Raw genomic sequence first — 22,466 nt, 5'->3', positions numbered from 1 at the left:
TCAAACGTTCGTCATCTTCGCCATCTGGGCTCGCAGCACCGGATCACGGCCGCCTCCGGCGGGCGGGGCCGCCTCGGACGCCTGCGGCCTTTGCCCGCTTTTACGTTCAGCGCCGCGCGCGCTCGACGCCCACGGTGATCTCGTTGCCGAGCCGGTATCCCATGAGCAGCCCCAGGTCGTCGCCGCTCCAGAACCTGCCGGGGTCGTACCAGTTGGGCCGGCGGCCGGCGGGCAGCAGCCCCATCTCCTCGTAGGTGACCGCCACGACCTCGGCGCAGTAGGCGCTCTCCAGCGTCTGCTCCCGGCGGCGGCGCGGGATCCGGCCCCTGGCCCAGCGGGCGGCCAGCCTGGTGGTGGACGGGAACGGGGTGCCGTCGAGCCGGGCGACCGTGCGCAGCGCGGCGTCCTCCATCTCGCGCGTGGCCTCGGGGTCCAGCTGGCGCAGCCAGGGCCGCTGGTCGTACCGGTCGGCCCAGACCGTCACGGCGTCGCGCAGGTCGTGCAGCTGCACTCCGCGGTGGTGCGTGGCCGCCCACAGGTCGGGCAGCGACCGGCTCAGCTCGGCGTGCCACATCATGGGCGGCAGGTCCTCGATCACGATCGCCATGCCCACGTGGTTGACCGGGCTGTTGGTCATCGTCTGGATGGCGCGGTCGGGCACCGAACGCCCGCGGAAGATCCACAGGTCGCCGGTGCGCGTCACCTTGACGGCCTCGTCGAGAGTCAGCACACCGTTAGCCTAGGCACATGCGCTGGTGGAAGATGCTCGGTCTGGCCGGAATCATGGGAGTGGCGGCCACGGGAGTGGTGATCGCGCGGGCGGAGCGGCGCCGCCGCGCCTACACGCCCGAGGAGATCAGGGCCCGCCTGCGCGAGCGGGTCGACGCCGCACGCGGTGACACCTCCGAGGAGGTCACGCCGACGGCTTGAGGCTGTGGACGAAGACCACGTCGGGATAGGCCGGGTTGTCGTCATATCCCTCGACGCCGCCCAGGTAGGCGCGCTGCGAGTAGAGCACCCACGGCAGCGCCGCGGCCACCCGCTGGTCGAGCACCCTGACCGTGGCCTGCTCGTAGGCCCGCTGCGCCGCCGCCTTGTCGGTCACGGTCAGCTCGGGCACCGCGTCGAGCAGCGCGTCCAGGGTGTCGTCGCGGAGGTAGGACAGGTTGAACTCCGGCTTCGTCGCGCTGTGGAAGACGTTGCCGAAGTAGGAGTAGCCGTCGGCGTAGTCGGGCCACCAGTACATGATGAAGATGTCCTGGCCGCGTTTCTTGCCCAGCTCCCACTGCGCGTTCCAGTCCATGGGCCGGGCGTCGAGGGTGACGTTGAGCGGGCGCAGCGCCGCCCGCAACCTCGTGACGAGCAGTTGCTGGTCGGGCTGGCCCCGCCCGTACGTCACGCGCAGCCGCAGCGGCTCGCCGCCGGGCCCGTGGCCCGCGTCCCGCAGCAGCCGGGCGGCGCCCTCCAGGTCCTGCCGGGGCTCCCTGCCCGGCACGTGGCCCAGCAGCCCTTCTGGCACGACGCCGCTGGCGGGGCCCACGGCTCCCCGGAGCGTCCGCACCACGCCCTGGTAGTCGACGGCCTTCTGGATCGCCCGGCGCACCCGGATGTCCTTCATCGGGCCGCGCGCGGTGTTGAACAACATCATCGTCGTGGTGTACGAGCGCCGCTCCGACGTGCGGATGCCCGGCATGGTCGAGGCCCTGGCGAACAGCCGGGGTGAGAGCCGGCCGACGAAGGTCGCCTCGCCGTCCAGCAACATCTGGTACGCCTCGAAGGGGTCGGGCACGGCACGGAACTTGACCGTGTTGTAGTGCGGCCTGCGCCAGCCGCCCCAGTAGCCGTCGTACGCGGTGAGCGTGAGCTCCTCCTCCGCGCCCTTCTGCCACTGGGCCACCGTGTACGGCCCGGAGCCCGCGTCCCTTCCCTGCGCGAACCACTTCGTCAGGTCGGGAGCCGCCTTCGTGTCGTAGATGTAGGCGGCGTACCCGGCGGAGGCCACCAGGTCCAGCGCGACGGGATAGCGCAGCGTGAAGGTCACCGTCTTGGGGTCGTCGACCCTGATCGAGGAGACGGCGTTCCAGATGTAGGAGGCGCCGGTCTTGGCCTTCATGGTGCGCTCGATGGAGGCCTTGACGGCCGCCGCGTCCACCGGCCTGCCCGTGTGGAAGGTCGCGCCTGATCGGATGGTGAACGTCCAGTTGCGGCCGTCGGCCGAGGCGTGCCAGGACGTGGCCAGGCGGGGGGTGGCGAGTTTGGTGACCGGGTTCCAGTAGGTGAGGGTCTCGTAGATGTTCTGGAAGGCGATGATCTCGTTGGAGTAGGAGCGGCTCGGGTCCCACTCGGTGATCACGTCGGTGCTGTAGACCTGGACGAAGGGCGCCGTGCCTTCCGGTGCCTCGCGCACCTCCGTGGGGGGCGAGCACGCCGCGAGGAGCACCAGCGCCGCGGCCGCAACGAGACGACTGCGCAACGCGTCCTCCTCCGTCACCGATGTACCCGGGGAAACTTACTGCATGATCATGAAAACATGTCCAAAACTCCCGAAAAATTGGGCAATCTGGTGATCGAATTGCTATCCTCAGGGCTTGTCCCGTCCGGGGTTGCCAGCAGGGGACCGACCGGAGTGAGGTGCCATGGGTCGTAGCCGAACGATCCGCATGAAGATCATCGGACTCCTACTGGTGCCTCTGACCTCCATGGTGGTGTTGTGGGGCGTCATCACCGCCGTCACCGCCACCGAGAGCTTGGAGCTACGCGAGTACAAGACACTCTGGACGAACCTCCGCCATCCGGCGTACAAACTGATCAACGAGATCCAGCGGGAGCGTCTCGTCTCGGCCAAGCACCTGCGCCACATGGCGGCCCAGACCGCGGTGGAGACGCAGCGTAGCCGTACCGACGCCGCCGAGGACACCTTCAGGCGGCTCTCGGACAACTCCAAGGACAGATCGGAAGAGATCCGCACGCAGGTGAACGCGGTGTACACGCAACTGAGCAGGCTCGACGTGATCAGGGGAGAGATCGACACGAGCCTGAGTGACCGCCTGCACGCCGTGGAGTCCTACGACGCGATCGTGGACGAGCTGTTCGGCCTGCACCGCCGCGTCGCGCTCATCGACGACATCCCCATCTACGAGCAGTCGCGCGTCGTCATCGACATGAGCTACGCCAAGGAGCTGCTCACCCGCGAGCAGGCCATCGCGCTCGGCCCGACCACGGCCGCGGAGCGCAGGACGTTCACGCAGATCGTCGGCAACCGGCGTTTCCTCGTCGACCAGGCCCTCGGCGAGCTCGACCCGCCGCTGCGCGACCCCCAGGTCGCCCTGATCACCTCCGCCACCTACCAGCGGATGCGGATGATGGAGGACCAGATCATCTCCGGCCGCTCGCCGCGTGACTGGCTGAGCGTCACGGAGGAGCTGGCCGAGACGTTCCGGGCGGCACAGATGCGCGCCAGCGCCAACCTTAACGGGCGCGCCGACCCGGTGGCCGACCAGGTGCTCGCCCGGGCGTACCTGCTGGCGGGGACGGCTCTGGTGCTGGTGATAGTGTCGATCTGGTTCTCGCTGCGGATGGGCAACCGGCTGTCGCGCGAGCTCGGCGCGCTCCGGCTGGCCGCGCTGGAGGTGGCGCAGGAGCGCCTGCCGCACGTGGTCGGCAAGCTGCGCAGGGGCGAGCGGGTCGAGCTGCCCGAGGTGTCGGTGGCGAGCACCACCGTCGAGATCGACGACGTCGGGCAGGCCTTCTCCACGGTGCAGCAGACCGCCGTCGAGGCCGCCATCGGGCAGGCGCGGCTCAACGAGGGCGTCGGCCACGTCTTCCGCAACCTGGCCAGGCGCAGCCAGACGTTGCTGCACCGCCAGCGCATCCAGCTGGAGGACATGCAGCACCGCGCGACCGACCCGGACGCCCTAGAGGACCTGTTCAAGCTCGACCACCTCACCACCCGCATGCGCCGGCACGCCGAGGGCCTGATCATCCTGTCGGGCGCCACGCCGGGCCGCGGCTGGAGCCGCCCGGTGCCGCTGCTCGACGTCGCCCGCGGGGCGGCCGCCGAGGTGGAGGACTACCCGCGGGTCACCGTCGAGCCGATGTCCGGCCAGCGCCTCGCGGGCCCCGTCGTCGGCGACGTGATCCACCTCGTCGCGGAGCTGATCGAGAACGCCACCGTCTACTCCCCCGTGCACACCCAGGTCATCGTGCGCGGCGAGGAGGCGGCCCGAGGGTTCGTCTTCGAGGTCGAGGACCGCGGGCTCGGGATGAGCGCGGAGGTGCTGGCCGAACTCAACGAGCGGCTGGCCAGCCCACCGGAGTTCGACCTGGCCGACAGCGACAGGCTCGGCCTTTTCGTCGTCTCCCGCCTGGCCGCCAGGCATGACATCCGCGTGACACTACGCGGTTCACCATATGGAGGGACCACCGCGATCGTGTTGATCCCGGCTGAGCACGTGGCCGATCCGGACCCGGAGCCCCACGTCAAGGAACCCGCTCGACCCATGCGGGTGGTGCGCAGTGAGTGACAGCCCAGAAGAGCGCTGGCTGGACGAGGACGCCGGTCCGATCGTCCCCGCCTATCTGCTGACGAGGGGCCGTACGGTGCCCGCGAGCGAGGCCATCGACCTCATCGCGGTCATCATCACGTCCGGCGGCCTGACGACGCCGCGCGGCCTCGACCCCGAACATCTGATCATCCTGCAGAAGTGCACCCAGCCGACCCGGCTCGTGGACGTGGCGGCCGAGCTCAACCTGCCCATCGGCGTGATCAGGGTGCTGGTCGGCGACCTGCACGCGCGCCAGCTCGTGCAGGTCGAACATCCGCCTCCCGCCCCCGACGCGAAGGTGCTGCTCGAGGTGATCAGCGGGCTGAAGGCGCTGTGACCGCCCGGCGGTTGAGCCATCCGTACGTGGCCGCGAACAGCGCGGCCACCGCCCCGGCCGCCGCGGCCACGCCGAAGACCCACTGGTAGCCGCGCACGCCGGGGCTGGCGGCCAGGATGGCGGCGATCGCGGCGCCGGCGGTGCTGCCGCCCACGATGCGCACGAGCGCGTTCACGCCCGCGGCGACGGCCGTCATGCCCGGGTCGACGTGCTCGACGGCCATGGTGCCGAGCGCCGCGTATCCGATGCCGAAGCCGATGCCCATCAGCGAGGCCGCCATGTACAGGTCGGCGGGGCCGTCGTGCCTGGCCACCAGCCACAACGCCGCCAGCCCTGTCACCGCCGAGCCCGCGGCCACCATGGACGAGGCGTGGAAGTGGCGCATCAACCGGCCCGCGAACAGGGAGATCACCAGCATGAACAGCGTGCTGGGCAGCAGGTAGAGCCCGACCTGCAGGGTGGAGGCGGCCAGGCCGTAGCCGGACTCGGCGGGCGCCTGGGCGAAGCCGGAGATGCCGGTCAGGAGGGTGAAGAACGCGAGGCCGAGCAGCATCGAGGCCACCGTCGCGCCGACCGTGCCCCGGTGGACCAGCATCGACATCTGCACCAGCGGCTCGGGCACCCGGCGCTCGACCACGACCCACACGGCCGCCAGCACCGCCGCGGCCGCGAACAGCCCGAGCACGCCGGGCGAGGTCCAGCCCCACGAGCCGCCCTCGCTGATGGCCAGCAGCAGCGCGACCAGCCAGGCGGTCAGCAGCCCCGCGCCGAGCAGGTCGGGGCGGCCCTTGACGGCCGGCGCGTGGTCGCGTACGAGGAAGGCCACGAAGACGGAGGCCGCCAGGGAGATGGCGGCCGTGATCCAGAAGACCAGGTGCCAGTCTCCTGACGCGAGCCCGGCCAGGATCATCCCGCCACCGGCGCCGAATCCCATCGTCGCGCTGAGCACGCCGATTCCGGTCGCGAGCTGGCGTCCGGGCAGCGTGTCGCGCACCACGCCGATCGACAGCGGCACGAGCGCGGCCACGGCACCCTGCAACACCCGCGCCACCATCAACCACGTCAGCGAGGTCGCCAGCGCCGCCATCACCGAGCCGGCCACCAGCAGCGCCAGGGCGCCGAGGATCATGCGGCGCCTGCCGTACATGTCCCCGAAGCGCGACAACAGCGGCGTGGAGACCGCGGCGACCAGCAGGCTCAACGTCAACGTCCAGCTCACGGCGGTGAGCGAGGCGTCCAGCTCGCGTTGCAGCACGGGAAGCAGCGGCACGACCGCGGTGTTCTGCAGGGCGGCGATGGACGCGGCGAATGCCAGCGACACCACGGCCGGCCAGGGGTTGCGCACCGAGGTGTCACGGCGCGCGGTTGCGACGACTGTCGCCATGTTCCGCTCCCTTTAGATACTTTGGGTAAGTAGTCGAGGAACGATGATACATACCTAAGTTAGGTAAGCAAACCGATGGACGACGATCTCAACAGGACGGTCTCGGCTTACCGCCGACTCGCGGCCACGCTCCACCGCGCCAAGACGCACGAACGGCTGACCGAAGCCGCAGGCGTCCGGCTCGACCGGCCCGACGTGCAGATCCTCGTCCACCTGCTGGACGCGGGCGAGCCGTGCAGGATCGGCGCGATCGCCGAAGGACTGCAGGTGGAGAGCCCGCACGTGACCCGGCACGTCGCCGCGCTGGAGGGACGCAAGCTGGTCGAGCGGGTGCGCGACCCCGACGACGGCCGGGCCTGGCGCATCGCGCTCACCGAGGACGGAGCCGAGGCCGCGAGCAGGTGCCGCCGGGTGACGGCCGAATGGTTCGAGGGCGCCATCGCCGGCTGGCCCGCGGCGGAGCGCGCGGAGCTGGCCAGGCTGATGGACAAACTCGCCGAAGACTTCACCGCGCACCTCAAGGCGCGCTTCCCTGCTAGGTGACCAGCACGTCCTCCGCCCGGTGGCAGGCCACCTGACGGCCCCGCACGTCCCTGAGCACGGGCGGCCGCTCGCACTCGGGCGCCGCCAGCGGGCAGCGCAGCCTGAACGGGCAGCCCGTCTCCGCCGGCACGGCCTCCGTCGTGCCCCTGGCCTGCGGCGGCGAGCCGCCGAGCTTGGGCACGGCGTCGCGCAGGGCCCGGGTGTAGGGGTGGGCCGGGTCGGCCAGGAGGTCGCGCGTGGGGCCCGACTCGACGACCCGGCCCGCGAACAACACGTGCGAGGTCCGGCAGAGCCGCCGCACCACGGCGAGGTTGTGAGTGATCAGCAGGCGCTCGGTGTCCAGAGAGGCGATCAGGTCGAGGATCCTGGCCTGGACCGTGACGTCGAGCGCGCTCGTGGGCTCGTCCAGGATGAGCAGGCGGGGGCCGGCCGCCAGAGCCCTGGCGATCACCACCCGCTGGCGCTGGCCTCCCGAGAGCTGGTGCGGCCTGCGGGCGGCCAGTCCGGGATCGAGGCCGACCTGTTCGAGCAGCTCGGGCACCCTGGCTCTGGCGGCGCGGGGTCCCCGCACCGGCAGGGCCTCGGCGACGGAGGCGCCGATACGCATCCTGGGGTCGAGGGCCTCGGCCTGGAAGACGGGCTGGACGTCCTTCCGGAACTTCCGCATATCCGCTTTTTTGAGGGTTTGGTCGCCGTACCAGATATTTCCGGCCATGGGGGTGAGGAGGCCCAGGAACGCGCGCGCCAGAATCGTCTTGCCGGAGCCGCTCTCCCCGATCAGCCCGACGCCGCCCGCGGTGATGTCCAGGCTCACGTCGTGCACGACCGCGCGCCCGGCGTACCCGAGGGTCACCCGCTCGGCCCTGAGCATGGTCACGGCAGCGCCTCCAGCAGCTCGCGCGTGTAAGGGTGCGCCGGCTCGGTCAGCACCCGGGCGGCCGGACCCGACTCCACCACCTCCCCGTCCTTCATGACGAGCACCCGGTCGGCGATCGTCGAGATCAGGGCCAGGTCATGGGAGACGAGCAGGAGCGCCAGCCCTCGTTGCTCCCTGAGCCGGCGGAGCACGCCGACCACCTCGGCCTGCACGGTCACGTCGAGGGCGCTGGTGGGCTCGTCGGCGAGGATCACCTCCGCGCCCAGGGCGATGGCCAGCGCGATGGCGAAGCGCTGGGCCTGGCCGCCGGAGATCTCGTGAGGGTAGCGGCGCAGGATCGTTCGGTCGAGCATGACCGCCGCCACGGACTCCGCCATGATCTCGTCCAGGCTCCCGCCCCGGTCCGCGCCCCTCCCGACGCCGTGGAGCTTGAGCGCGCGGCGCATCAGCACGCCGAGACGGGTGGCGGGGCTGAGCGCCGACTGGGGTGACTGCATCACGAGCGCCGCCCTGGCGCCGCGGATCTCGCGCAGCCCGCGCGGCGAGGCGGCGAGCACGTCGACCCCGCAGACCCTGACGTGTCCCGAGATCTCGGCGTCCTGGGTGAGGCCGAGGAGCGAGAGCAGCGTCGTGGACTTGCCCGAGCCGCTCTCCCCCACGATCGCGACGCACTCGCCCGCGCCCACGTCCAGCTCGGGGACGTCGGCCGCCAACCGGCCCGCGTAGCGCACCCGGAGGTCGCGCACCTCGATCACTTGACCGTCCTCGCCCTGGGGTCGAGCGCGTTGCGCAGCCCTTCCCCCAGCATGTTGAACGCGAACGCCGTCACCAGGATCGCCAGCCCGGGGAACGTGCCGATCCACCAGTTCGTGGTGAACAGCGTCTGCCCCTGCTGCACCATCAGCCCCCACTCCGCCGTCGGCTCCTGCGCGCCCAGCCCCAGGTACGACAGCGCCGCCGCGGTGAGGATCACGCCCCCCGCGTCCAGCGAGATCTGGACCAGGACGGGGGTGAGCGAGTTCGGCAGCACGTGCCTGAGGACGATCAGCGGCGCGGGCACGCCGAGGCACCGGGCGGCGTCCACGTAGGGGCGGGTGGCGATCGAGGCGGCCACGGACGCGGCCAGCCGGGTGTACCACGGCCACCAGGTCACCGCGATGGCCAGGATGACCGTGTTCACGCTGGGCGGCAGCACGACCGCCAGCGCCAGCGAGAGCAGCAGCGCGGGAAAGGCCAGGAACACGTCCGTGACCCGCATGATCACGTCCCTGATCCAGCCGCCCGCGTACCCGGCCACCACGCCCAGCGTGACGCCGCCCAGCGCCGAGACCGCCAGCACGGACACGGCGATGGACAGCGAGGTGCGGCCGCCGTACAGGACCCTCGTGAGCACGTCGCGGCCGAGCTGGTCGGTGCCGAACCAGTGCGCGCCGCTCGGCGGCAGCGACCCCTCCAGCGGGTGCGGCTCGTCCGGGTACGGGGCGAGCCACGGCGCCATGAGCGCGGCCAGCACGATGAGCACGATGAGCACCGCCCCGAAGGCGGCGAACCGGTCGGGGATCCGCGGCAGGGAGCGCCGCAGCGGCACCTCGGCGCCCGGGCTCGTCATCGGGTCCTCGCTCTGGGGTCGAGGAAGCCCTGGAGCACGTCCACGACCAGGTTGGCCAGGACGTAGACCAGGGCGACCAGGAGGGTGACGCCCGCGATGGCCGGCGTGTCGCGCGAGCGGATCGACTCGGCGGCGTAGCGGCCCAGGCCCGGCCAGTTGAAGATCGCCTCGACGAGGAAGCCGTTGACGAGCGAGTAGGCGAAGACCAGGGCGATCAGCGACAGCACGGGGCTCAGCGCCGGTCTCAGGGCGAACTTGGTCAGGATGGACGTCTCGCCGAACCCGAGCGCGCGTTCCAGCCTGGCGTGGTCCTGGCCGGACTCCTCGATCAGGGTCGCCCTGGTCATCTGGGCGATGACGCCCGTGGGGTAGGCGGCCACGACCAGGGCGGGCAGCGCCAGGTGGTGGAGGGTGCTGGTGAAGATGGGCCAGTTGCCGGTGATGAGGGCGTCGACGACGGTGATGTTCGTCCACAGGGTGAGAGGGCTGGTGGTGTCGAGCGAGGAGTCGTACTCACCGGCCACGGGGAACCAGTCGAGCTTGCCGGCGAAGATCAGTTGCAGGGCCAGGGCGAGCCAGAAGACGGGGACGGAGACGGCCAGCATGCTGCCGAACCGCACCCCGAAGTCCGGAAATTTCGTCTTGTAGCGGGCGGCTAGCACGCCGACCGGGATGCCCACCATGACCGCGATCAGCAGAGCCGCCCCGACCAGTTCGATCGAGGCGGGGAACGCGAGATAGAGATCCTCGCGCACGGGTTGCCGGGTGCGCAGGCTGACGCCCCAGTCACCGGTGAACAGGTCGCGCACGTAGGCGACGAGCTGCGCCGGCAGGGGATCGTCCAGCCCGAACCTCTCGCGCGCCGCGGCGAGCTCCTCCGGCGTGGCCTTCGGCCCGGCGAACGCCACCGCCGGATCCCCCGGCACCAGCCGCATGACGGCGAACGTGAGCACGACCACGCCGGCCACGACCAGGAGGGCCTGGCCGAGCCGGCGGGCCAGATAGCGCAACATGGGCTCAGCGTGCGCGTTCGAGGTCGTAGAAGAAGACGACATTGGGATAGGCGGGGTTGTCCACATATCCCTTGACGTCAGCGGTCAGCGCGCGCTGGTAGGTCTGCACGTACGGCACCGCGACCGCCGCCCGCTCCTGGATGATCTTCTTCTGCAGCTCCTCGAACGCGTCCTCCGCCTTGAGCGCGTCGGTCGCCATGAGCTCGGGCAGCTTCTCGATGGCCGCGTCGATCTCGCGGTCCTTCAGGTACGACAGGTTGAACCGCGGCTCGTCCTCGCTCTTGAACACGTTGAGGAACCACGAGTAGGCGTCCGGATAGTCCGGATACCAGTACATGACGAAGATGTCCTGCCCCTGCTTCTTCCCCAGGTCCCACTGGGCGCTCCACGTCATGGGCTTGGCCTGCAGCGTGATGTTGAGCTTCTTCAGCGCCGAGCTGAGCAGCGTGACCAGCATCTTCTGGTCCTCGTCGCCCTGCGCGTAGGTGAGGGAGAGCTTGAGCTCCGCGTGGTCGGGGCCGTACCCCGCCTCGGCGAGCAGCTCCTGGGCCCTGGCCGGGTCGTGCTCGGGCTCCATGCCGTTCACGTGGCCGAGCAGCCCCTCCGGCACCAGGCCGCTGGCCTTCAGCCCCGCGCCCTTCACCGCCGCCGCCAGGCCGTCGTAGTCGATCGCGAGCTGGAGCGCCTGCCGGACCCTGATGTCCTTCGTCGGGCCCGCGGCCGTGTTGAACAGCACCAGCAGGTTCTGGAACGACGGCGACCGCGCCGTCTGGACGTTGTCGGTCATGCCGGCCTGCTCGAACAGCTGCGGGTTCAGCCGCTGGATGAAGTTGACCTCGCCCTTCTGCAGCAGCTGCCACGCGGTGGTGGTCTCGGGGGTCACCCGGAAGGCGACCTTCTTGTACTGCTCGGGCGTCCAGCCGCCCCAGTAGTCCTCGAACGCCTTCAGCGTGAGCTCGGTCTCCTTGCCCTTCTGCCAGGAGTCGATCGTGTACGGGCCGGTGCCGGCGGTCGTCCTGCCGTCGGCGTCCACCGCGTCCACGTCGTAGATGTAGGCGGCGTAGCCGGAGGAGGCGACCAGGTCGAGCGGCGTGGCGTGCTTGAGCGTGAACTTCAGTGTGCTCGCGTCCACGGCCTCGATCTTGTCGACCGAGTCCCAGATGTAGGCCGCGCCGCCTTTCTTCTCGATCGTCCGCTCGATCGCCTTCTTGGCCGCCTCGGCGTCGAGCGTGGCGCCCGAGTGGAACTTCACGCCCTGGCGCAGCTTGAACGTCCACTCCTTGCCGCCCTCGGCCGAGCTCCACTCGGTGGCCAGGCGCGGCTCGGCCTCGCGGGACTGGAAGTTGTAACGGGTCAGGCCCTCGTAGATGTTCGACAGGGCCACGATCTCGTTGGAGTAGGAGGTGGCCGGGTCCCAGTCGGTGACCACGTCGAGGTTCGGCACGTAGACGAACGTGCTGTCGTTGGCCTTCGCGGTCTGCGCGGCGGCCGGGCCGGAGCTCTTCGCCGGCTCAGGCGTGCCTCCCGCGCCGCGCACCTGGCCGCCCGCGCACGCGGCTGCGGTCAGGGCCAGGACGCCGGTGAGCCCGGCTACGAGCAAGCGCTTGTGCCAGCGCATGGTGGGGGGATCCTTTCGGTCTTCACCGGGCGAGGGGTCCGGCTGCTTTGACGTGTACGCGTACGGCGGGCTCGGAGAGATAGCTCAGCGGCACCTCGAGGAGATCGACGATCTCGACGCCGGAGGGATCCGCCCCCGCCGCCACGGCTCGCGCCACCGCCTCCGCCTTGGCCCTTTCGATCGCTTTCGGCCGACTATCTCCCGCAGGCAAGATCGTATCGACTCTGCCGCTCGCGAGGGCGATGGCGGCTCCCACGGCGTTGGCCACCTCGGCGTGCTCGGGGCGGATCACCCGGCTCACGCCCGGGATGCGGCCGGGCAGGATGAACGCCCCGCCACCCACCGCGACCAGGGGCCGGTCGGACCTGCCGAGCGCCATGCGGTCCACGGCGTCGATGACCATCCCGTCCGCGACGGCGACCGCCTTCGCCAGGATGTCGGCGATCGTTCCCGCCCCGTCACCCGCGACCGGCGTTCCGCCCGCCCCGTCACCCGCGACCGGCGTTCCGTCCCGCCCCTTGCCGGCCACCGGCGTTCCATCCGACCCGTCGCCCGCGACCGGCGGTCCGCCCGGCCCGTCGCCCGCCCATTCCCGCGCGTCCGCGCCGTTCTGTCGTGCGGCCGCGCGGGCCAGGACGGCCGCGGGAAGACGCCCGCGCCATGCGGCGGCCCCCGGCGGGGTGCGGCCCGCCGCCACCGCCGCGTCGGTCATCGTCGCCGTGGCACCGCCGAAGACGAGCGCCTCACTTGCGATCCGGTAGCCGACGGAGTCGGGGCCGACGCCGCGACCGCGCACCACGCTCCCGCCACCGAGGGCGATGGCCAGGATGTCCGGCATCCGGAAGTTGGTGAGCACCCCGCCGATCTCGACCGCCGCAGCCGACTCGCGGGGGAAGCCGCCGGCCAGCACCCCGAGATCGGTGGACGTGCCGCCGACGTCCACCACCACCGCGTCCGCCACGCCGGACAGGAACGCGGCGCCGCGCAAGGAGTTGGCCGGGCCCGAGCCGATCGTCGCGACCGGCAGCCGCGCGGCGTGCTCCACCGTCATGAGGGTGCCGTCGTTCTGCGCCAGGTACGGGCGCGCTTCCAGCCCGCGTTCGGCCAGGACGGCGGTCAGCGCGCCGGTCACGTGGGCGGCGACGCCGTACAGGGCGGCGTTCAACACAGTGGCGTTCTCGCGTTCGAGCAGCCCCAGCGTGCCGATCTCGTGGCTCAGCGATACCGGCAGGCCGTACTCGGAGGCGACCAGCTCGGCGACCAGCCGCTCGTGCTCGTCGCTCGCCGGGCTGAAGACGCTGGTGACGGCCACCGCGTCGGCCTCCACGCCGTCCAGGAAGCGGCGGACGGCGCCGAGGTCGGGCGCGCTGATCTCGCGGCCGTCGACGTAGTGCCCGCCGGGGACGATCGCCTCCCCCGCCGACACGGCCTCGCGCAGGTCGTCCGGCCAGCCGGAGAGCGGGGGCACGGCGGTGGTGGCGGGCGCGCCCAGCCTGAGCACGGCGACCCGGCCGAGGTTCCTGCGCTCCAGGATCGCGTTGGTCGCGTGGGTGGTGCCCAGCATGACCCGACCCACCCGGCTTCGCACGCCGCCGCCCGGCTCGTCCCGGGGGCGGGAAGCGCCGGGCGGGTCCGTAGCCCCCTCCAGCTCCGCGAGCACCGCGTCCATGGCCGCCCGCAACCCTCCGGTCACGTCCCGGGTCGTCGGCCGCTTGGCCTTGGCCACCACCCGGCCGTCGGCGCCGAGCACGACCGCGTCGGTGTTCGTGCCGCCGACGTCGATCCCTATGCGCAGGTCAGCCATGCGCCGTCAGCTCCTCGACGGGTACGTAGTCGAGGTCGTAGCCGAACGCCCTGGGCCCGGCCGTCTCCAGCCCCTTGGGCGTGCGCCAGAGCGGGTCGCACGGCCAGGCGAGCACGCTGACGCGCTGGCCGTACCTCAGGCTCTCGGTCTGGACGGCGGCGGCGGTCTCGGTGTCCACGATCGTGATGAGGTCGGGCACCATGGCCCGCACGGCGCCGTCCTCGACGGCGACGAGGTTCTCGTTCTGCAGTTCCACGGTGAGGCGGCGGCCGCGCTCGTCGCCGGCGCCCTCGATCGTGGCCGCCCCCCGGACGAAGCCGCCGGTGGTGCGCCGGTCCACGTCGGTCAGCTTGCCGGTGATCAGGCGTACCGCGCCGAGCCGGTCCCGGAGCGCTCCGAGCGGGTCGGCCGCGCCCTCCGTGGCCCTGCCGATCTCCAGCGCGCGGGTGACCGTGCCCTCGATGACCGCTCCGCGGGCCGCGCCGGCGGTGAGGACGTAGTCGGCCATCAGCGCGTGCGAGCCGGCGGCCACGCACACGGCCCGCGCCAGGCGCTCGGACCAGAGCCCGTCGATCGGGCGGATGGTCACGACGTTTCCCACGATGTCAGACATGATCACCAGGTCGGCCGGGAGCCCGGCCACGTACATCGACACCATCTGGACCTCGGGGAACGCCCGGCCCATGCCGTCGGCGTCGAGCAGCGGCACCCCGAGGCGCGCCGCCCAGGCGACGGGCGCGACCCCGTTCGAGCCGCCGATCTCGGAGGACATGATCGCGCTCGGCGGGCGGCCGAAGAGCCGCTCGACCTCCTCGGCGACGCGCTCGGGCTCGTCCTCGCCATGGATCATCTCGTGGCCGACCGTCGGCGCCCCGATCCCGGACAGCGGCACGACCAGCGCGTCGCCGGGCAGGTCGGCCAGCTCGACCAGCGGCACCTCGCCGTACGCACGGATGGCCCTGACCGCGGCCAGCGACCCCGTACGCACGTCTCCCCCGCCGCCGGTGCCCAGGATCGCGCACCCCCGGGCGAGCGCCGGGATGTCACTCTCGTCAATGCTCATATGGCTGCACAACCAAGCACATACCGCCTCAATGCGCCAGTCTGGCACGTGCCGGATAAAACGCGTTGCGCCGTCGCGCGTACGACCGCCATGCTCGATACCGGCACCTGATCCAGCGGAAGGACCTCCCATGACCACCCGGCGAATGCGCATGCGGCGCCGCACGGGCGTGTCCTGGGCGCGTCGAGGCTGACCTCCGGCCCCGGCCCCGCCCGGACGTTACCCAGGCGGGTGGGGGCGCTGGTGTGCCCGGCGATTTCATACGTCGCTTCAGGCGGGTTCGATTCCCGCACCCGCCACGAGCCCTCGTGGCGCAGTGGGTTCCATGGCGCCGTCCAGCCGGGCGGGCCAGCGCCCGCGTCGCCATCCACCAGCTCACCACCGGCCCGCGGACCGTCGCCGGACGTGCCCCGAAGACGCGAAGACGGACGCCGAGCCGCGTAAGACCCCCGCCCGGCGGGGCAGATGGCTGTGAAACGGCTGCCCCGTGCCGGGCACCCACTGCCCGGATCAGGCGGAGACCTTCGCCCACACCGGGCGCATCATCGAAGAATCCCTGAACTCGGTGAACGGCGCTGGTACATCTGAAATGAGCAGCCAGGAGGACAACATGCGGATTTCGGTGGCCGCCGACAGCAAGGACGGCGTGGCCGAGCAGGTCGTGGCGGAGCTGCGCAGGCGCGGGCACGAGGTGGTCGCCCACGGTGCGCTCGGCGACGGCGAACGCGCCGACTGGGCGTGGGCCTGCGAACTCGCCGCGAGAGACGTCAGCGAAGGGCGTGCCGACCAGGCGGTCGTCTGCTGCTGGACGGGTACGGGCGCGTCCATCGCGGCGAACAAGGTGCCCGGCGTGCGGGCCGCGCTCTGCGTCGACGCCTACACCGCCGACGGCGCCCGCACGTGGAACGACGCCAACGTGCTCGCGCTCAGCCTCCGGCTGACGTCCGACGTGGTGCTCGGCGAGATCCTCGACGCCTGGTTCGAGGGGCGGCCCAGTACGGACGCCGCCGATATGGCAAATGTCTCCCATCTCGACGAGATCTGACTACGCTCGGGCCGCATGTCCATTTGGCGGTGCACGCATTGCGGGGAAGAGTCGCTGGAGCCCGGGTTCATCGTGACTCCTCCGCTCCTTGCAGGGGAGCGGCTTCTCGCTAAGCCGCTTGCGCAGCGTTGCGAAGGGCAAGCCCTGCCCTGAGGATGTTGACCGCCGCGTTGACGTCGGCGTGCGCGGCATGCCCGCACGCCGTACAGGCGAACTCGGCTTGGGTGGCGCGGTTCTCCCGTGCGCTGTGCCCGCAGCGCGAGCATGTGCGGGAGGTGCCGGCGGGGTTCACCGCGATCAGCGTGCGACCGGCGCTTTCAGCCTTGTACGCGAGGATCGTCAGGAACACCCCCAACCCGCGTCCAGGATGCTTCGGTTGAGGCCGGACTTGGCGGCGACGTTGCGGCCGGGGGTTTGGATCGTGCCGGACGCCGAACGAGTCATGTTCGTGATCCGCAGGTCCTCGTGCACGATCACGTCATAGGTGCGGACCAGGGCGAGCGCTGCCTTGTGCGCGCCGTCCAGACGTTGCCTGCGCACCTTGGCGTGCAGCGTGGCCACGCGGGCCACCGCCTTGCGCCGCCGCTGGGAGCCCCGCTTCTTGCGGGCCAGAGCCCGCTGCGCGGCGGCCAGCCGGCCGGCGGACGTGGCCAGGTGACGGGGGTTGGCCACCCGGCCACCGTCGGAGGTGGTGACGAGCGAGGCCACGCCCATGTCGATCCCCGCGACCGCGCCCGTGGCGGGCAGCGGTTCGGCGGGCACGTCGTCGCACGACAACACCACGAACCACCGGCTGCCTTCCCGCTTCACCGCGATCGTCTTCACCCGGCCTTGGACCGTGCGGTGCCGGTGGACGCGGACATGCCCGACGCCCTGAAGGCGCACGTAGGCGACGGTCGGGTGCTCGGGCTGGGAGTCCCACCGGCAGCCGTCGCCGTCCTTCGGCCACTCCACCGTGTCGAACCGGCCACGCCCTTTGAAACGCGGGAACCCCGGCGTGCGACCCTCGCCGACCCGCTTGAAGAACGCGACGAACGCCTTGTCCAGCCGTCGCAGCGTGGCCTGCTGGGAAGAGAACGACCAACGCCCCTGCCCGTCCGCATCATCGGCGCGGATGTGTCTCAGCTCGGCCGACTGATCGCCGTACCGGACGCTCACCCCCGCCCTGGCATAGACGGTGCGCCGGTGCTCCAAGGCGGCGTTGTAGAGCTGGCGGTGGTCCTCCAGGCACGCCGCCAGCGCCGCCGCCTGCCGGGCGGTGGGGCGCAACAGGAATCGGAACGACCTGCGCACACCCCACCTCCCGTCACGTTCGGTAACGACACCACCACGATACCGGCTGGCGCCGACAAAACCAGGAAGAACATGCGTGAAGCGCAGACCTGACAGGTCAGGACACACTCGGGCCCTGGCAGCCCACCCGCTCCCGATTCACCCGTCGCCTCAAGGCGACGGTCCCCTCGGGAGACTCTGATGGACTCCGACCAGGGGTACGTCAGATGGGTGGAGGGCGCGCTCGAACGCGGCCTGTTCGGCGGAGCCAAGCTCTTCGGCCGGGCCAAGTGGGAGATCGAGGCCTATCGCTGCCGCTCCTGCCACCATCTCGAACTCTTCGCCCGCAACCCCAGCTGACCCGATCATCCAGCCCGTCCACCCCGGGCATCCGTCAACTTGGATGACGTCCGCGCCACCCGCCCGCGGTCCGGAACCGTCACAGCGGCGACACGGAAATCGTCGGTCCGGCCGTTTAGGGTGCTGGGCATGACCGACGTGCTGCTCCGTGGCGGGCTCCCCTGGGGGCTCGGCGCACCCGCCGACATCCTCGTCCGCGACGGCCGGATCGCGCGTGTCGGCCAGGGCATCGAGGCACCCGCCGCCCAGGTCGTCGACGTCGCGGGTCAGGTGGTGCTGCCCGGCCTTGTCGAGGCCCACTGCCACCTCGACAAGACGCTCTATGGCGGGCCGTGGGTGCCCCACTCCGCCGACGACACGCTCGCCGGCCGCATCGGCAACGACCTCGCCCGCCGGGCCGAGCTGGGCGTGCCGAGCGTCGAGCGGATCGGCGCGCTGCTGGATCGTATGAGCGCGGCCGGCACCACCCATGTCCGCACCCACACCGACATCGATCCCGAGGTCGGGCTGCGCGGCGTGCAGGCCGTGCGCGAGGCCGCCGCGCGCTCCCCTCTCGACGTGCGCCAGGTCGCCTTCCCGCAGCACGGCGTGCTGACCAACCCCGGCACCGCCGAGTTGCTCGAAGAGGCGCTCAAGAGCGGCGTCGAGGCGGTCGGCGGGCTCGACCCGGCGGGCATCGACCGTGACCCGGTGCGCCACCTCGACCTGATCTTCGGCCTGGCCGAGCGCTACGGCACGCATCTCGACATCCACCTGCACGACGGCGGCTCGCTGGGCGGCTGGGAGCTCGAGCTCATCACCGAGCGCACCAGGGTGCTCGGGCTTGGCGGCCGGGTCACGGTCAGCCACGCCTACGCCCTGGGCCAGCTCGACGAGGCCTACATCGACCGCCTGGCGCGGGGTTTCGCCGAGGCGGGCGTGGCGCTGGCGACCGGGGCCGTCTACAGCTTCCCCGTGCCGCCGATCAGGAAGCTGCGGGCCGCGGGCGTCACGATCGCGTGCGGTCACGACGGCATCCGCGACCTGTGGGGCCCCTACGGCAGCGGCGACATGCTGGAGCGGGCGATGCACGTCGCCTACCGCAGCACGTTCCGCAGAGACGAGGACATCGAGCTGGCGCTGGAGGCCGCCACCTACGGCGGCGCCCGCGCGCTGGGGCTCACGGGCTACGGCCTGGCCGAGGGCGACCGGGCCGACCTGGTGGTCGTGCCCTCGGGAGGTCCGGCGGAGGCCGTGGTCGTTCACCCTGCGCGCACTCTGGTCATGAAAGACGGCGTAGTCCTGCACAATTGACCGGCGGGACCATCGAAAGGCAGGCAAGTGCTCTCTATTCACCAGCGGATCGCGGCAGAGCTCGGCGTACGCGACGGGCAGGTGCAGGCGGCCGTCGATCTGCTCGACGGCGGCGCGACCGTGCCGTTCATCGCGCGCTACCGCAAAGAGGCCACCGGCGCACTCGACGACGCGCAGTTGCGCACGCTCGAGGAGCGACTGCGCTACCTGCGCGAGCTGGAGGAGCGCAGGGCGGCCATCCTGGAGTCGATCGAGTCGCAGGGCAAGCTCGACGACGAGCTGCGCGAGCAGATCATGGCGGCGGAGACCAAGGCCAGGCTCGAAGACATCTACCTGCCTTACAAGCCCAAGCGGCGCACCAAGGCGCAGATCGCCCGCGAGCTGGGCCTCGAGCCGCTGGCCGACCAGCTGCTCGCCGATCCCGCGCGTGACCCGGCGGCAACCGCGGAGGGCTTCGTCACCGAGGGGGTGGCCGACGCGGCCGCGGCCCTCGAAGGCGCGAGGGCGATCCTGATCGAGCGCTTCGCCGAGGACGCCGACCTCATCGGCGCTCTGCGCGAGCAGTTGTGGAACCGCGGTCGGCTGGTGTCCAAGGTGCGCGAGGGCAAGGAGGAGGCGGGGGCCAAGTTCTCCGACTACTTCGACTTCGGCGAGCCGTTCACGAAGCTGCCCTCCCACCGCATCCTGGCCATGTTCAGGGGCGAGAAGGAAGAGATCCTCTCCGTCACGCTCGAGCCCGACGACAGCCCCGACTATGAAATGCGCGTCGCCTCCCGGTTCGGCGTCTCCGACCAGGGCCGGCCGGCCGACAAGTGGCTGACCGAGACCGTGCGCTGGGCCTGGCGCACGCGCATCCTGGTGCATCTGGGCATCGACCTGCGCATGCGGCTGTGGCAGGCCGCCGAGGACGAAGCGGTGCGGGTGTTCGCGGCCAACCTGCGCGACCTGCTGCTCGCCGCTCCGGCCGGCGCGCGGCCGACGATGGGGCTCGACCCCGGTCTGCGTACGGGCGTGAAGGTCGCCGTGGTCGACGCCACGGGCAAGGTCGTCGAGACGGCGACGATCTATCCCCACGAGCCCAAGCGGCAGTGGACCGAGTCGCTCGCCGTGCTGGGCGCGCTGGCGCAGCGGCACGGCGTCGAGCTGATCGCCATCGGCAACGGCACCGCGTCGCGCGAGACCGACAAGCTGGCCGGCGAGCTGGTCCAGCACATGCCGTCGGTGACGAAGATCGTCGTCTCCGAGGCCGGCGCCTCTGTCTACTCCGCCTCTCCCTACGCCTCGCAGGAGCTGCCCGAGCTCGACGTGTCGCTGCGCGGGGCGGTCTCCATCGCCCGCAGGCTGCAAGATCCGCTGGCCGAGCTGGTCAAGATCGACCCCAAGTCGATCGGCGTCGGCCAATACCAGCACGACCTCGCCGAGTCCAAGCTCTCCCGCTCACTCGACGCGGTGGTCGAAGACTGCGTCAACGCCGTGGGAGTCGACGTCAACACCGCGTCGGCGCCGCTGCTCACGCGCGTGTCCGGCATCGGCTCGACGCTGGCCGAGAGCATCGTCCGTCACCGCGACGCCAACGGTCCCTTCCGCGCGCGCTCGGCGCTGAAGAGCGTGCCCAGGCTCGGGCCCAAGGCGTTCGAGCAGTGCGCCGGCTTCCTGCGCATCCGCGGCGGCGACGACCCGCTCGACGTGTCCAGCGTGCACCCGGAGGCCTACCCCGTGGTGCGGCGCATCCTCGGCGCCGTCAAGAGCGACCTCAAGACGCTGATCGGCAACACCGCGGCACTGCGCTCGCTCAGGCCCGACGACTTCACCGACGACACGTTCGGCCTGCCCACGGTCACCGACATCCTGCGGGAGCTGGAAAAGCCGGGCCGTGACCCGAGGCCCGCGTTCAAGACGGCCACCTTCAAGGAGGGCGTCGAGAAAATCTCCGACCTGACGCCGGGCATGATCCTGGAAGGCGTCGTCACCAACGTGGCCGCGTTCGGCGCCTTCGTCGACGTCGGCGTGCACCAGGACGGCCTCGTCCACGTGTCGGCCATGTCCCGCAACTACGTCAAGGACCCCCGCGACGTGGTCAAGCCCGGGGACATCGTGCGCGTCAAGGTCCTCGACGTCGACATCCCCCGCAAGCGCATCTCCCTGACGCTGCGCCTGGAAGACGAGATCACCGCCCAGTCCCCGGCCGACGGCCCCCGCCGCGGCACCGGCCGCCAGGGCGCCCGCAGCGCCGACGACAGTCGCGACAGCGGCCGCGGCGGCGACCGTGGTGACGGCCGGCGCGGCCGTGGTCAGGGCGCTCGTGGCGACGGCCAAGGCATCCAGGGCGGTGGCGACGGCCGCGGTGGCCAGGGCGGGCGTGGCTCCCAGGGCAGCCGGAGCGACGGTCAGGGCGGTCGTGGCGACGGTCAGGGCGGTCGTGGTGACGGCCGTGGCGGTCAGGGCGGTCGTGGTGACGGCCGTGGCGGTCAGGGCGGGCGCGACGACCGTCGCGGCGACGGCGGCAGAGGCACCGGACAGCGCGGCAACGGCGACGGGGGCCAGCGCGGGCGCGGCGGCCAGCGCCGCCCCGCGCCCACGGGCGCCATGGCCGAAGCCCTGCGCAAAGCCGGCCTCACCGGCGACAACTGACCTCGCCGGCGTTTCACCCTGCCCCCCGCCCGGACGCAGATGATTCGACCGGGCGGGCCGGCATGGGTGTGGCTCGCTCTCAGCAACCGGATCGGTCAAGCAGTGAGGACATATCCGTGCTGGTAGCGACCGAGAGCCATGAGCTCTTTTACGTTTCCCGGGCTCGACGGGACCTCGAACCCGATCAGGATCGAAGATCGACTGCAGCTTCAGGACGCTACATGCACATCCTTGAAGGGCCAGGCAGAGTCGCCTGATCTGGCGGTTGCGGCGGAGGCTAGAGGTATTCCGAGGTTTCGCAGCTCGGGTCGCCGGCGTTCGGCACGTCGAAGATGGCCTCGAACCGGATCCAGCCCTGGCCTCGGGAGTAGTTCTTCTCACGGAGGTTGCGCACGCCGTCGTTCGAGATGGCGCTGTCGGTGGACGTCTTCGTGGCCGGCGCCGTTCCGGAGTCGCCGATGGTGATGTTGTTCTTCGTACGCCTGCCGTTCTCGTTGTAGATGTAGTAGTCGATCTTCGTGATCGTCCTGCCGCTGTTGGTGTAGTAGACGTACGCCGAGGCGTAGCCGGCGTTCGAGTTGCACGAGAGGAGCAGCGTCTCGGCGGCGGCTGCCTGGGCAGGGTTCGTCATGGCGGCCAGGCTGATCGCGGTCACGGCGGCGACGCTGAATGTCGTCAGGCGGGTGGAGAGCTTGGGCACGTAGGTTTCCCTTCAACGACTGGCAGATCGGCAACAGCCCTCAGGGGGCCAACCCCCGGTGTTCAGCGGGTTGTCAGCTCCAGACTGCCCAAGCGCCCGGGGGGATTGTTGAGCGACAGCCCACACTTCTTGGCTCTGCGTCCACCGTCGTTCCGCGAGCTCGCCGCGCGGAACGACGACGCCCTGAGGTGCGGGCGAGCGGGGTTTCGGCCGGCGCGGGCACGTGTTCTCCTCGCGTCCGGGGTGGGCCGGCGAGGGCCCGGTTCCGGGTGGCTGGCTCGGGCGAACGGGAGCGGACTACGGCTGCGGGGCTGTCTCGTATACACATCTACGAGCCCACGAGCCGTAGAGGAACCTCGGAGGCCGCCTGATG

At 71.2% G+C, this 22,466-nt stretch carries 21 protein-coding genes and 1 tRNA gene; 9 read left to right on the top strand and 13 right to left on the bottom strand.

Going from position 1 to position 22,466, the window contains the following annotated elements:
• Positions 1-106 precede the first annotated feature (106 nt).
• Positions 107-730: a hypothetical protein gene (locus E1292_RS32795; protein WP_132600052.1), complete on the bottom strand. Its 624-nt coding sequence runs from the start codon at positions 728-730 to the stop codon at positions 107-109.
• Positions 731-747: 17 nt separating this feature from the next.
• Here E1292_RS32795 and E1292_RS32790 point away from each other — a divergent pair, with 17 nt between their 5' ends.
• Complete coding sequence (locus tag E1292_RS32790) at positions 748-930, top strand: hypothetical protein (RefSeq protein ID WP_132600049.1); 183 nt, start codon at positions 748-750, stop codon at positions 928-930.
• On the opposite strand, the gene E1292_RS32785 is transcribed toward E1292_RS32790, so the two are convergent.
• Entirely contained in the window at positions 914-2,473 is a 1,560-nt protein-coding gene (locus E1292_RS32785; RefSeq protein WP_132600046.1) for an ABC transporter substrate-binding protein, read from the bottom strand. The genes E1292_RS32790 and E1292_RS32785 overlap by 17 nt on opposite strands.
• A 187-nt stretch (positions 2,474-2,660) precedes the next feature.
• Here E1292_RS32785 and E1292_RS32780 point away from each other — a divergent pair, with 187 nt between their 5' ends.
• Together E1292_RS32780 and E1292_RS32775 are read left to right on the top strand one after the other, a co-directional pair.
• Positions 2,661-4,523 (top strand): sensor histidine kinase, encoded by a 1,863-nt coding sequence (locus E1292_RS32780; RefSeq protein ID WP_132600043.1) that lies wholly within the window; start codon positions 2,661-2,663, stop codon positions 4,521-4,523.
• Positions 4,516-4,881 carry a DUF742 domain-containing protein gene (locus E1292_RS32775; protein WP_132600040.1) on the top strand — a complete coding sequence of 122 codons (366 nt, stop codon included), beginning with the start codon at positions 4,516-4,518 and terminating at the stop codon, positions 4,879-4,881. Before E1292_RS32780 ends, E1292_RS32775 begins: the two co-directional genes overlap by 8 nt.
• Here the strand turns inward: E1292_RS32775 and E1292_RS32770 are convergent.
• Entirely contained in the window at positions 4,859-6,265 is a 1,407-nt protein-coding gene (locus E1292_RS32770; protein ID WP_132600037.1) for an MFS transporter, read from the bottom strand. The two genes, E1292_RS32775 and E1292_RS32770, sit on opposite strands and share 23 nt — an antisense overlap.
• Positions 6,266-6,340: 75 nt before the next feature.
• Here E1292_RS32770 and E1292_RS32765 point away from each other — a divergent pair, with 75 nt between their 5' ends.
• Entirely contained in the window at positions 6,341-6,808 is a 468-nt protein-coding gene (locus E1292_RS32765; protein WP_132600034.1) for a MarR family winged helix-turn-helix transcriptional regulator, read from the top strand.
• Here E1292_RS32765 and E1292_RS32760 read toward each other — a convergent pair.
• From E1292_RS32760 to E1292_RS32730, 7 genes are read right to left on the bottom strand one after another with little or no spacing between them, the layout of a single operon-like run.
• The gene (locus E1292_RS32760; protein WP_246090498.1) at positions 6,801-7,679 is read right to left on the bottom strand and encodes an ABC transporter ATP-binding protein; all 879 of its coding nucleotides are present in this window, start codon (positions 7,677-7,679) and stop codon (positions 6,801-6,803) included. The two genes, E1292_RS32765 and E1292_RS32760, sit on opposite strands and share 8 nt — an antisense overlap.
• Positions 7,680-7,681: 2 nt before the next feature.
• Entirely contained in the window at positions 7,682-8,440 is a 759-nt protein-coding gene (locus E1292_RS32755; protein WP_132600028.1) for an ATP-binding cassette domain-containing protein, read from the bottom strand.
• Positions 8,437-9,294 (bottom strand): ABC transporter permease, encoded by an 858-nt coding sequence (locus tag E1292_RS32750; RefSeq protein WP_132600025.1) that lies wholly within the window; start codon positions 9,292-9,294, stop codon positions 8,437-8,439. Before E1292_RS32750 ends, E1292_RS32755 begins: the two co-directional genes overlap by 4 nt.
• On the bottom strand, positions 9,291-10,307 hold the full coding sequence (locus E1292_RS32745) for an ABC transporter permease (protein WP_132600021.1): 1,017 nt from the start codon (positions 10,305-10,307) through the stop codon (positions 9,291-9,293). Before E1292_RS32745 ends, E1292_RS32750 begins: the two co-directional genes overlap by 4 nt.
• A 4-nt stretch (positions 10,308-10,311) precedes the next feature.
• On the bottom strand, positions 10,312-11,925 hold the full coding sequence (locus E1292_RS32740; RefSeq protein WP_132600018.1) for an ABC transporter substrate-binding protein: 1,614 nt from the start codon (positions 11,923-11,925) through the stop codon (positions 10,312-10,314).
• Positions 11,926-11,947: 22 nt separating this feature from the next.
• On the bottom strand, positions 11,948-13,729 hold the full coding sequence (locus E1292_RS32735; RefSeq protein WP_246090497.1) for a hydantoinase/oxoprolinase N-terminal domain-containing protein: 1,782 nt from the start codon (positions 13,727-13,729) through the stop codon (positions 11,948-11,950).
• Positions 13,722-14,792: an S-methyl thiohydantoin desulfurase family protein gene (locus tag E1292_RS32730; RefSeq protein WP_132600015.1), complete on the bottom strand. Its 1,071-nt coding sequence runs from the start codon at positions 14,790-14,792 to the stop codon at positions 13,722-13,724. Before E1292_RS32730 ends, E1292_RS32735 begins: the two co-directional genes overlap by 8 nt.
• A 226-nt stretch (positions 14,793-15,018) precedes the next feature.
• Between E1292_RS32730 and E1292_RS51550 the strand changes: the two genes are divergently transcribed.
• A tRNA-Met gene (locus E1292_RS51550) sits at positions 15,019-15,091 on the top strand.
• Positions 15,092-15,402: 311 nt separating this feature from the next.
• Positions 15,403-15,837, top strand: a complete 435-nt coding sequence (locus tag E1292_RS32725) for an RpiB/LacA/LacB family sugar-phosphate isomerase (protein WP_132600012.1) — start codon at positions 15,403-15,405, stop codon at positions 15,835-15,837.
• Positions 15,838-15,946: 109 nt separating this feature from the next.
• Here the strand turns inward: E1292_RS32725 and E1292_RS54235 are convergent, their stop codons facing one another.
• The gene (locus tag E1292_RS54235; protein WP_246090496.1) at positions 15,947-16,186 is read right to left on the bottom strand and encodes a zinc ribbon domain-containing protein; all 240 of its coding nucleotides are present in this window, start codon (positions 16,184-16,186) and stop codon (positions 15,947-15,949) included.
• Complete coding sequence (locus E1292_RS32720; protein WP_246090495.1) at positions 16,177-17,130, bottom strand: RNA-guided endonuclease InsQ/TnpB family protein; 954 nt, start codon at positions 17,128-17,130, stop codon at positions 16,177-16,179. The genes E1292_RS54235 and E1292_RS32720 overlap by 10 nt, the downstream gene beginning before the upstream one ends.
• 180 nt (positions 17,131-17,310) lie before the next feature.
• Between E1292_RS32720 and E1292_RS51545 the strand changes: the two genes are divergently transcribed.
• The 3 genes from E1292_RS51545 to E1292_RS32710 all read left to right on the top strand — a co-directional run bounded on the left by E1292_RS51545 (position 17,311) and on the right by E1292_RS32710 (position 21,393).
• Positions 17,311-17,469 (top strand): hypothetical protein, encoded by a 159-nt coding sequence (locus E1292_RS51545; protein ID WP_165974861.1) that lies wholly within the window; start codon positions 17,311-17,313, stop codon positions 17,467-17,469.
• 129 nt (positions 17,470-17,598) lie between these two features.
• Complete coding sequence (locus E1292_RS32715) at positions 17,599-18,762, top strand: amidohydrolase (RefSeq protein WP_132600009.1); 1,164 nt, start codon at positions 17,599-17,601, stop codon at positions 18,760-18,762.
• A 27-nt stretch (positions 18,763-18,789) separates the two neighbouring features.
• Positions 18,790-21,393, top strand: coding sequence for a Tex family protein (locus tag E1292_RS32710; protein ID WP_132600006.1), 2,604 nt, complete (start codon positions 18,790-18,792; stop codon positions 21,391-21,393).
• Positions 21,394-21,670: 277 nt separating this feature from the next.
• On the opposite strand, the gene E1292_RS32705 is transcribed toward E1292_RS32710, so the two are convergent.
• A complete protein-coding gene (locus E1292_RS32705; protein ID WP_132600003.1) occupies positions 21,671-22,093 on the bottom strand; it encodes a hypothetical protein in 423 nt (140 codons plus the stop codon).
• Positions 22,094-22,466: the final 373 nt, after the last annotated feature.

Origin of the sequence: Nonomuraea deserti (genome assembly GCF_004348685.1) — a bacterium.
GTDB classification, from domain to species: Bacteria; Actinomycetota; Actinomycetes; order Streptosporangiales; family Streptosporangiaceae; genus Nonomuraea; species Nonomuraea deserti.
This window is presented reverse-complemented; position numbering and strand designations above follow the sequence as displayed.

Excerpts from the sequence above, each read along its gene's own strand:
- E1292_RS32790 (WP_132600049.1), top strand. The coding sequence starts at position 748 with ATGCGCTGGTGGAAGATGCTCGGTCTGGCCGGAATCATGGGAGTGGCG.
- E1292_RS32780 (WP_132600043.1), top strand. The coding sequence starts at position 2,661 with ATGAAGATCATCGGACTCCTACTGGTGCCTCTGACCTCCATGGTGGTG.
- E1292_RS32770 (WP_132600037.1), bottom strand. The coding sequence starts at position 6,265 with ATGGCGACAGTCGTCGCAACCGCGCGCCGTGACACCTCGGTGCGCAAC.
- E1292_RS32765 (WP_132600034.1), top strand. The coding sequence starts at position 6,341 with ATGGACGACGATCTCAACAGGACGGTCTCGGCTTACCGCCGACTCGCG.
- E1292_RS32760 (WP_246090498.1), bottom strand. The coding sequence starts at position 7,679 with ATGCTCAGGGCCGAGCGGGTGACCCTCGGGTACGCCGGGCGCGCGGTC.
- E1292_RS32750 (WP_132600025.1), bottom strand. The coding sequence starts at position 9,294 with ATGACGAGCCCGGGCGCCGAGGTGCCGCTGCGGCGCTCCCTGCCGCGG.
- E1292_RS32745 (WP_132600021.1), bottom strand. The coding sequence starts at position 10,307 with ATGTTGCGCTATCTGGCCCGCCGGCTCGGCCAGGCCCTCCTGGTCGTG.
- E1292_RS32740 (WP_132600018.1), bottom strand. The coding sequence starts at position 11,925 with ATGCGCTGGCACAAGCGCTTGCTCGTAGCCGGGCTCACCGGCGTCCTG.
- E1292_RS32735 (WP_246090497.1), bottom strand. The coding sequence starts at position 13,729 with ATGGCTGACCTGCGCATAGGGATCGACGTCGGCGGCACGAACACCGAC.
- E1292_RS32730 (WP_132600015.1), bottom strand. The coding sequence starts at position 14,792 with ATGAGCATTGACGAGAGTGACATCCCGGCGCTCGCCCGGGGGTGCGCG.
- E1292_RS32725 (WP_132600012.1), top strand. The coding sequence starts at position 15,403 with ATGCGGATTTCGGTGGCCGCCGACAGCAAGGACGGCGTGGCCGAGCAG.
- E1292_RS51545 (WP_165974861.1), top strand. The coding sequence starts at position 17,311 with ATGGACTCCGACCAGGGGTACGTCAGATGGGTGGAGGGCGCGCTCGAA.
- E1292_RS32715 (WP_132600009.1), top strand. The coding sequence starts at position 17,599 with ATGACCGACGTGCTGCTCCGTGGCGGGCTCCCCTGGGGGCTCGGCGCA.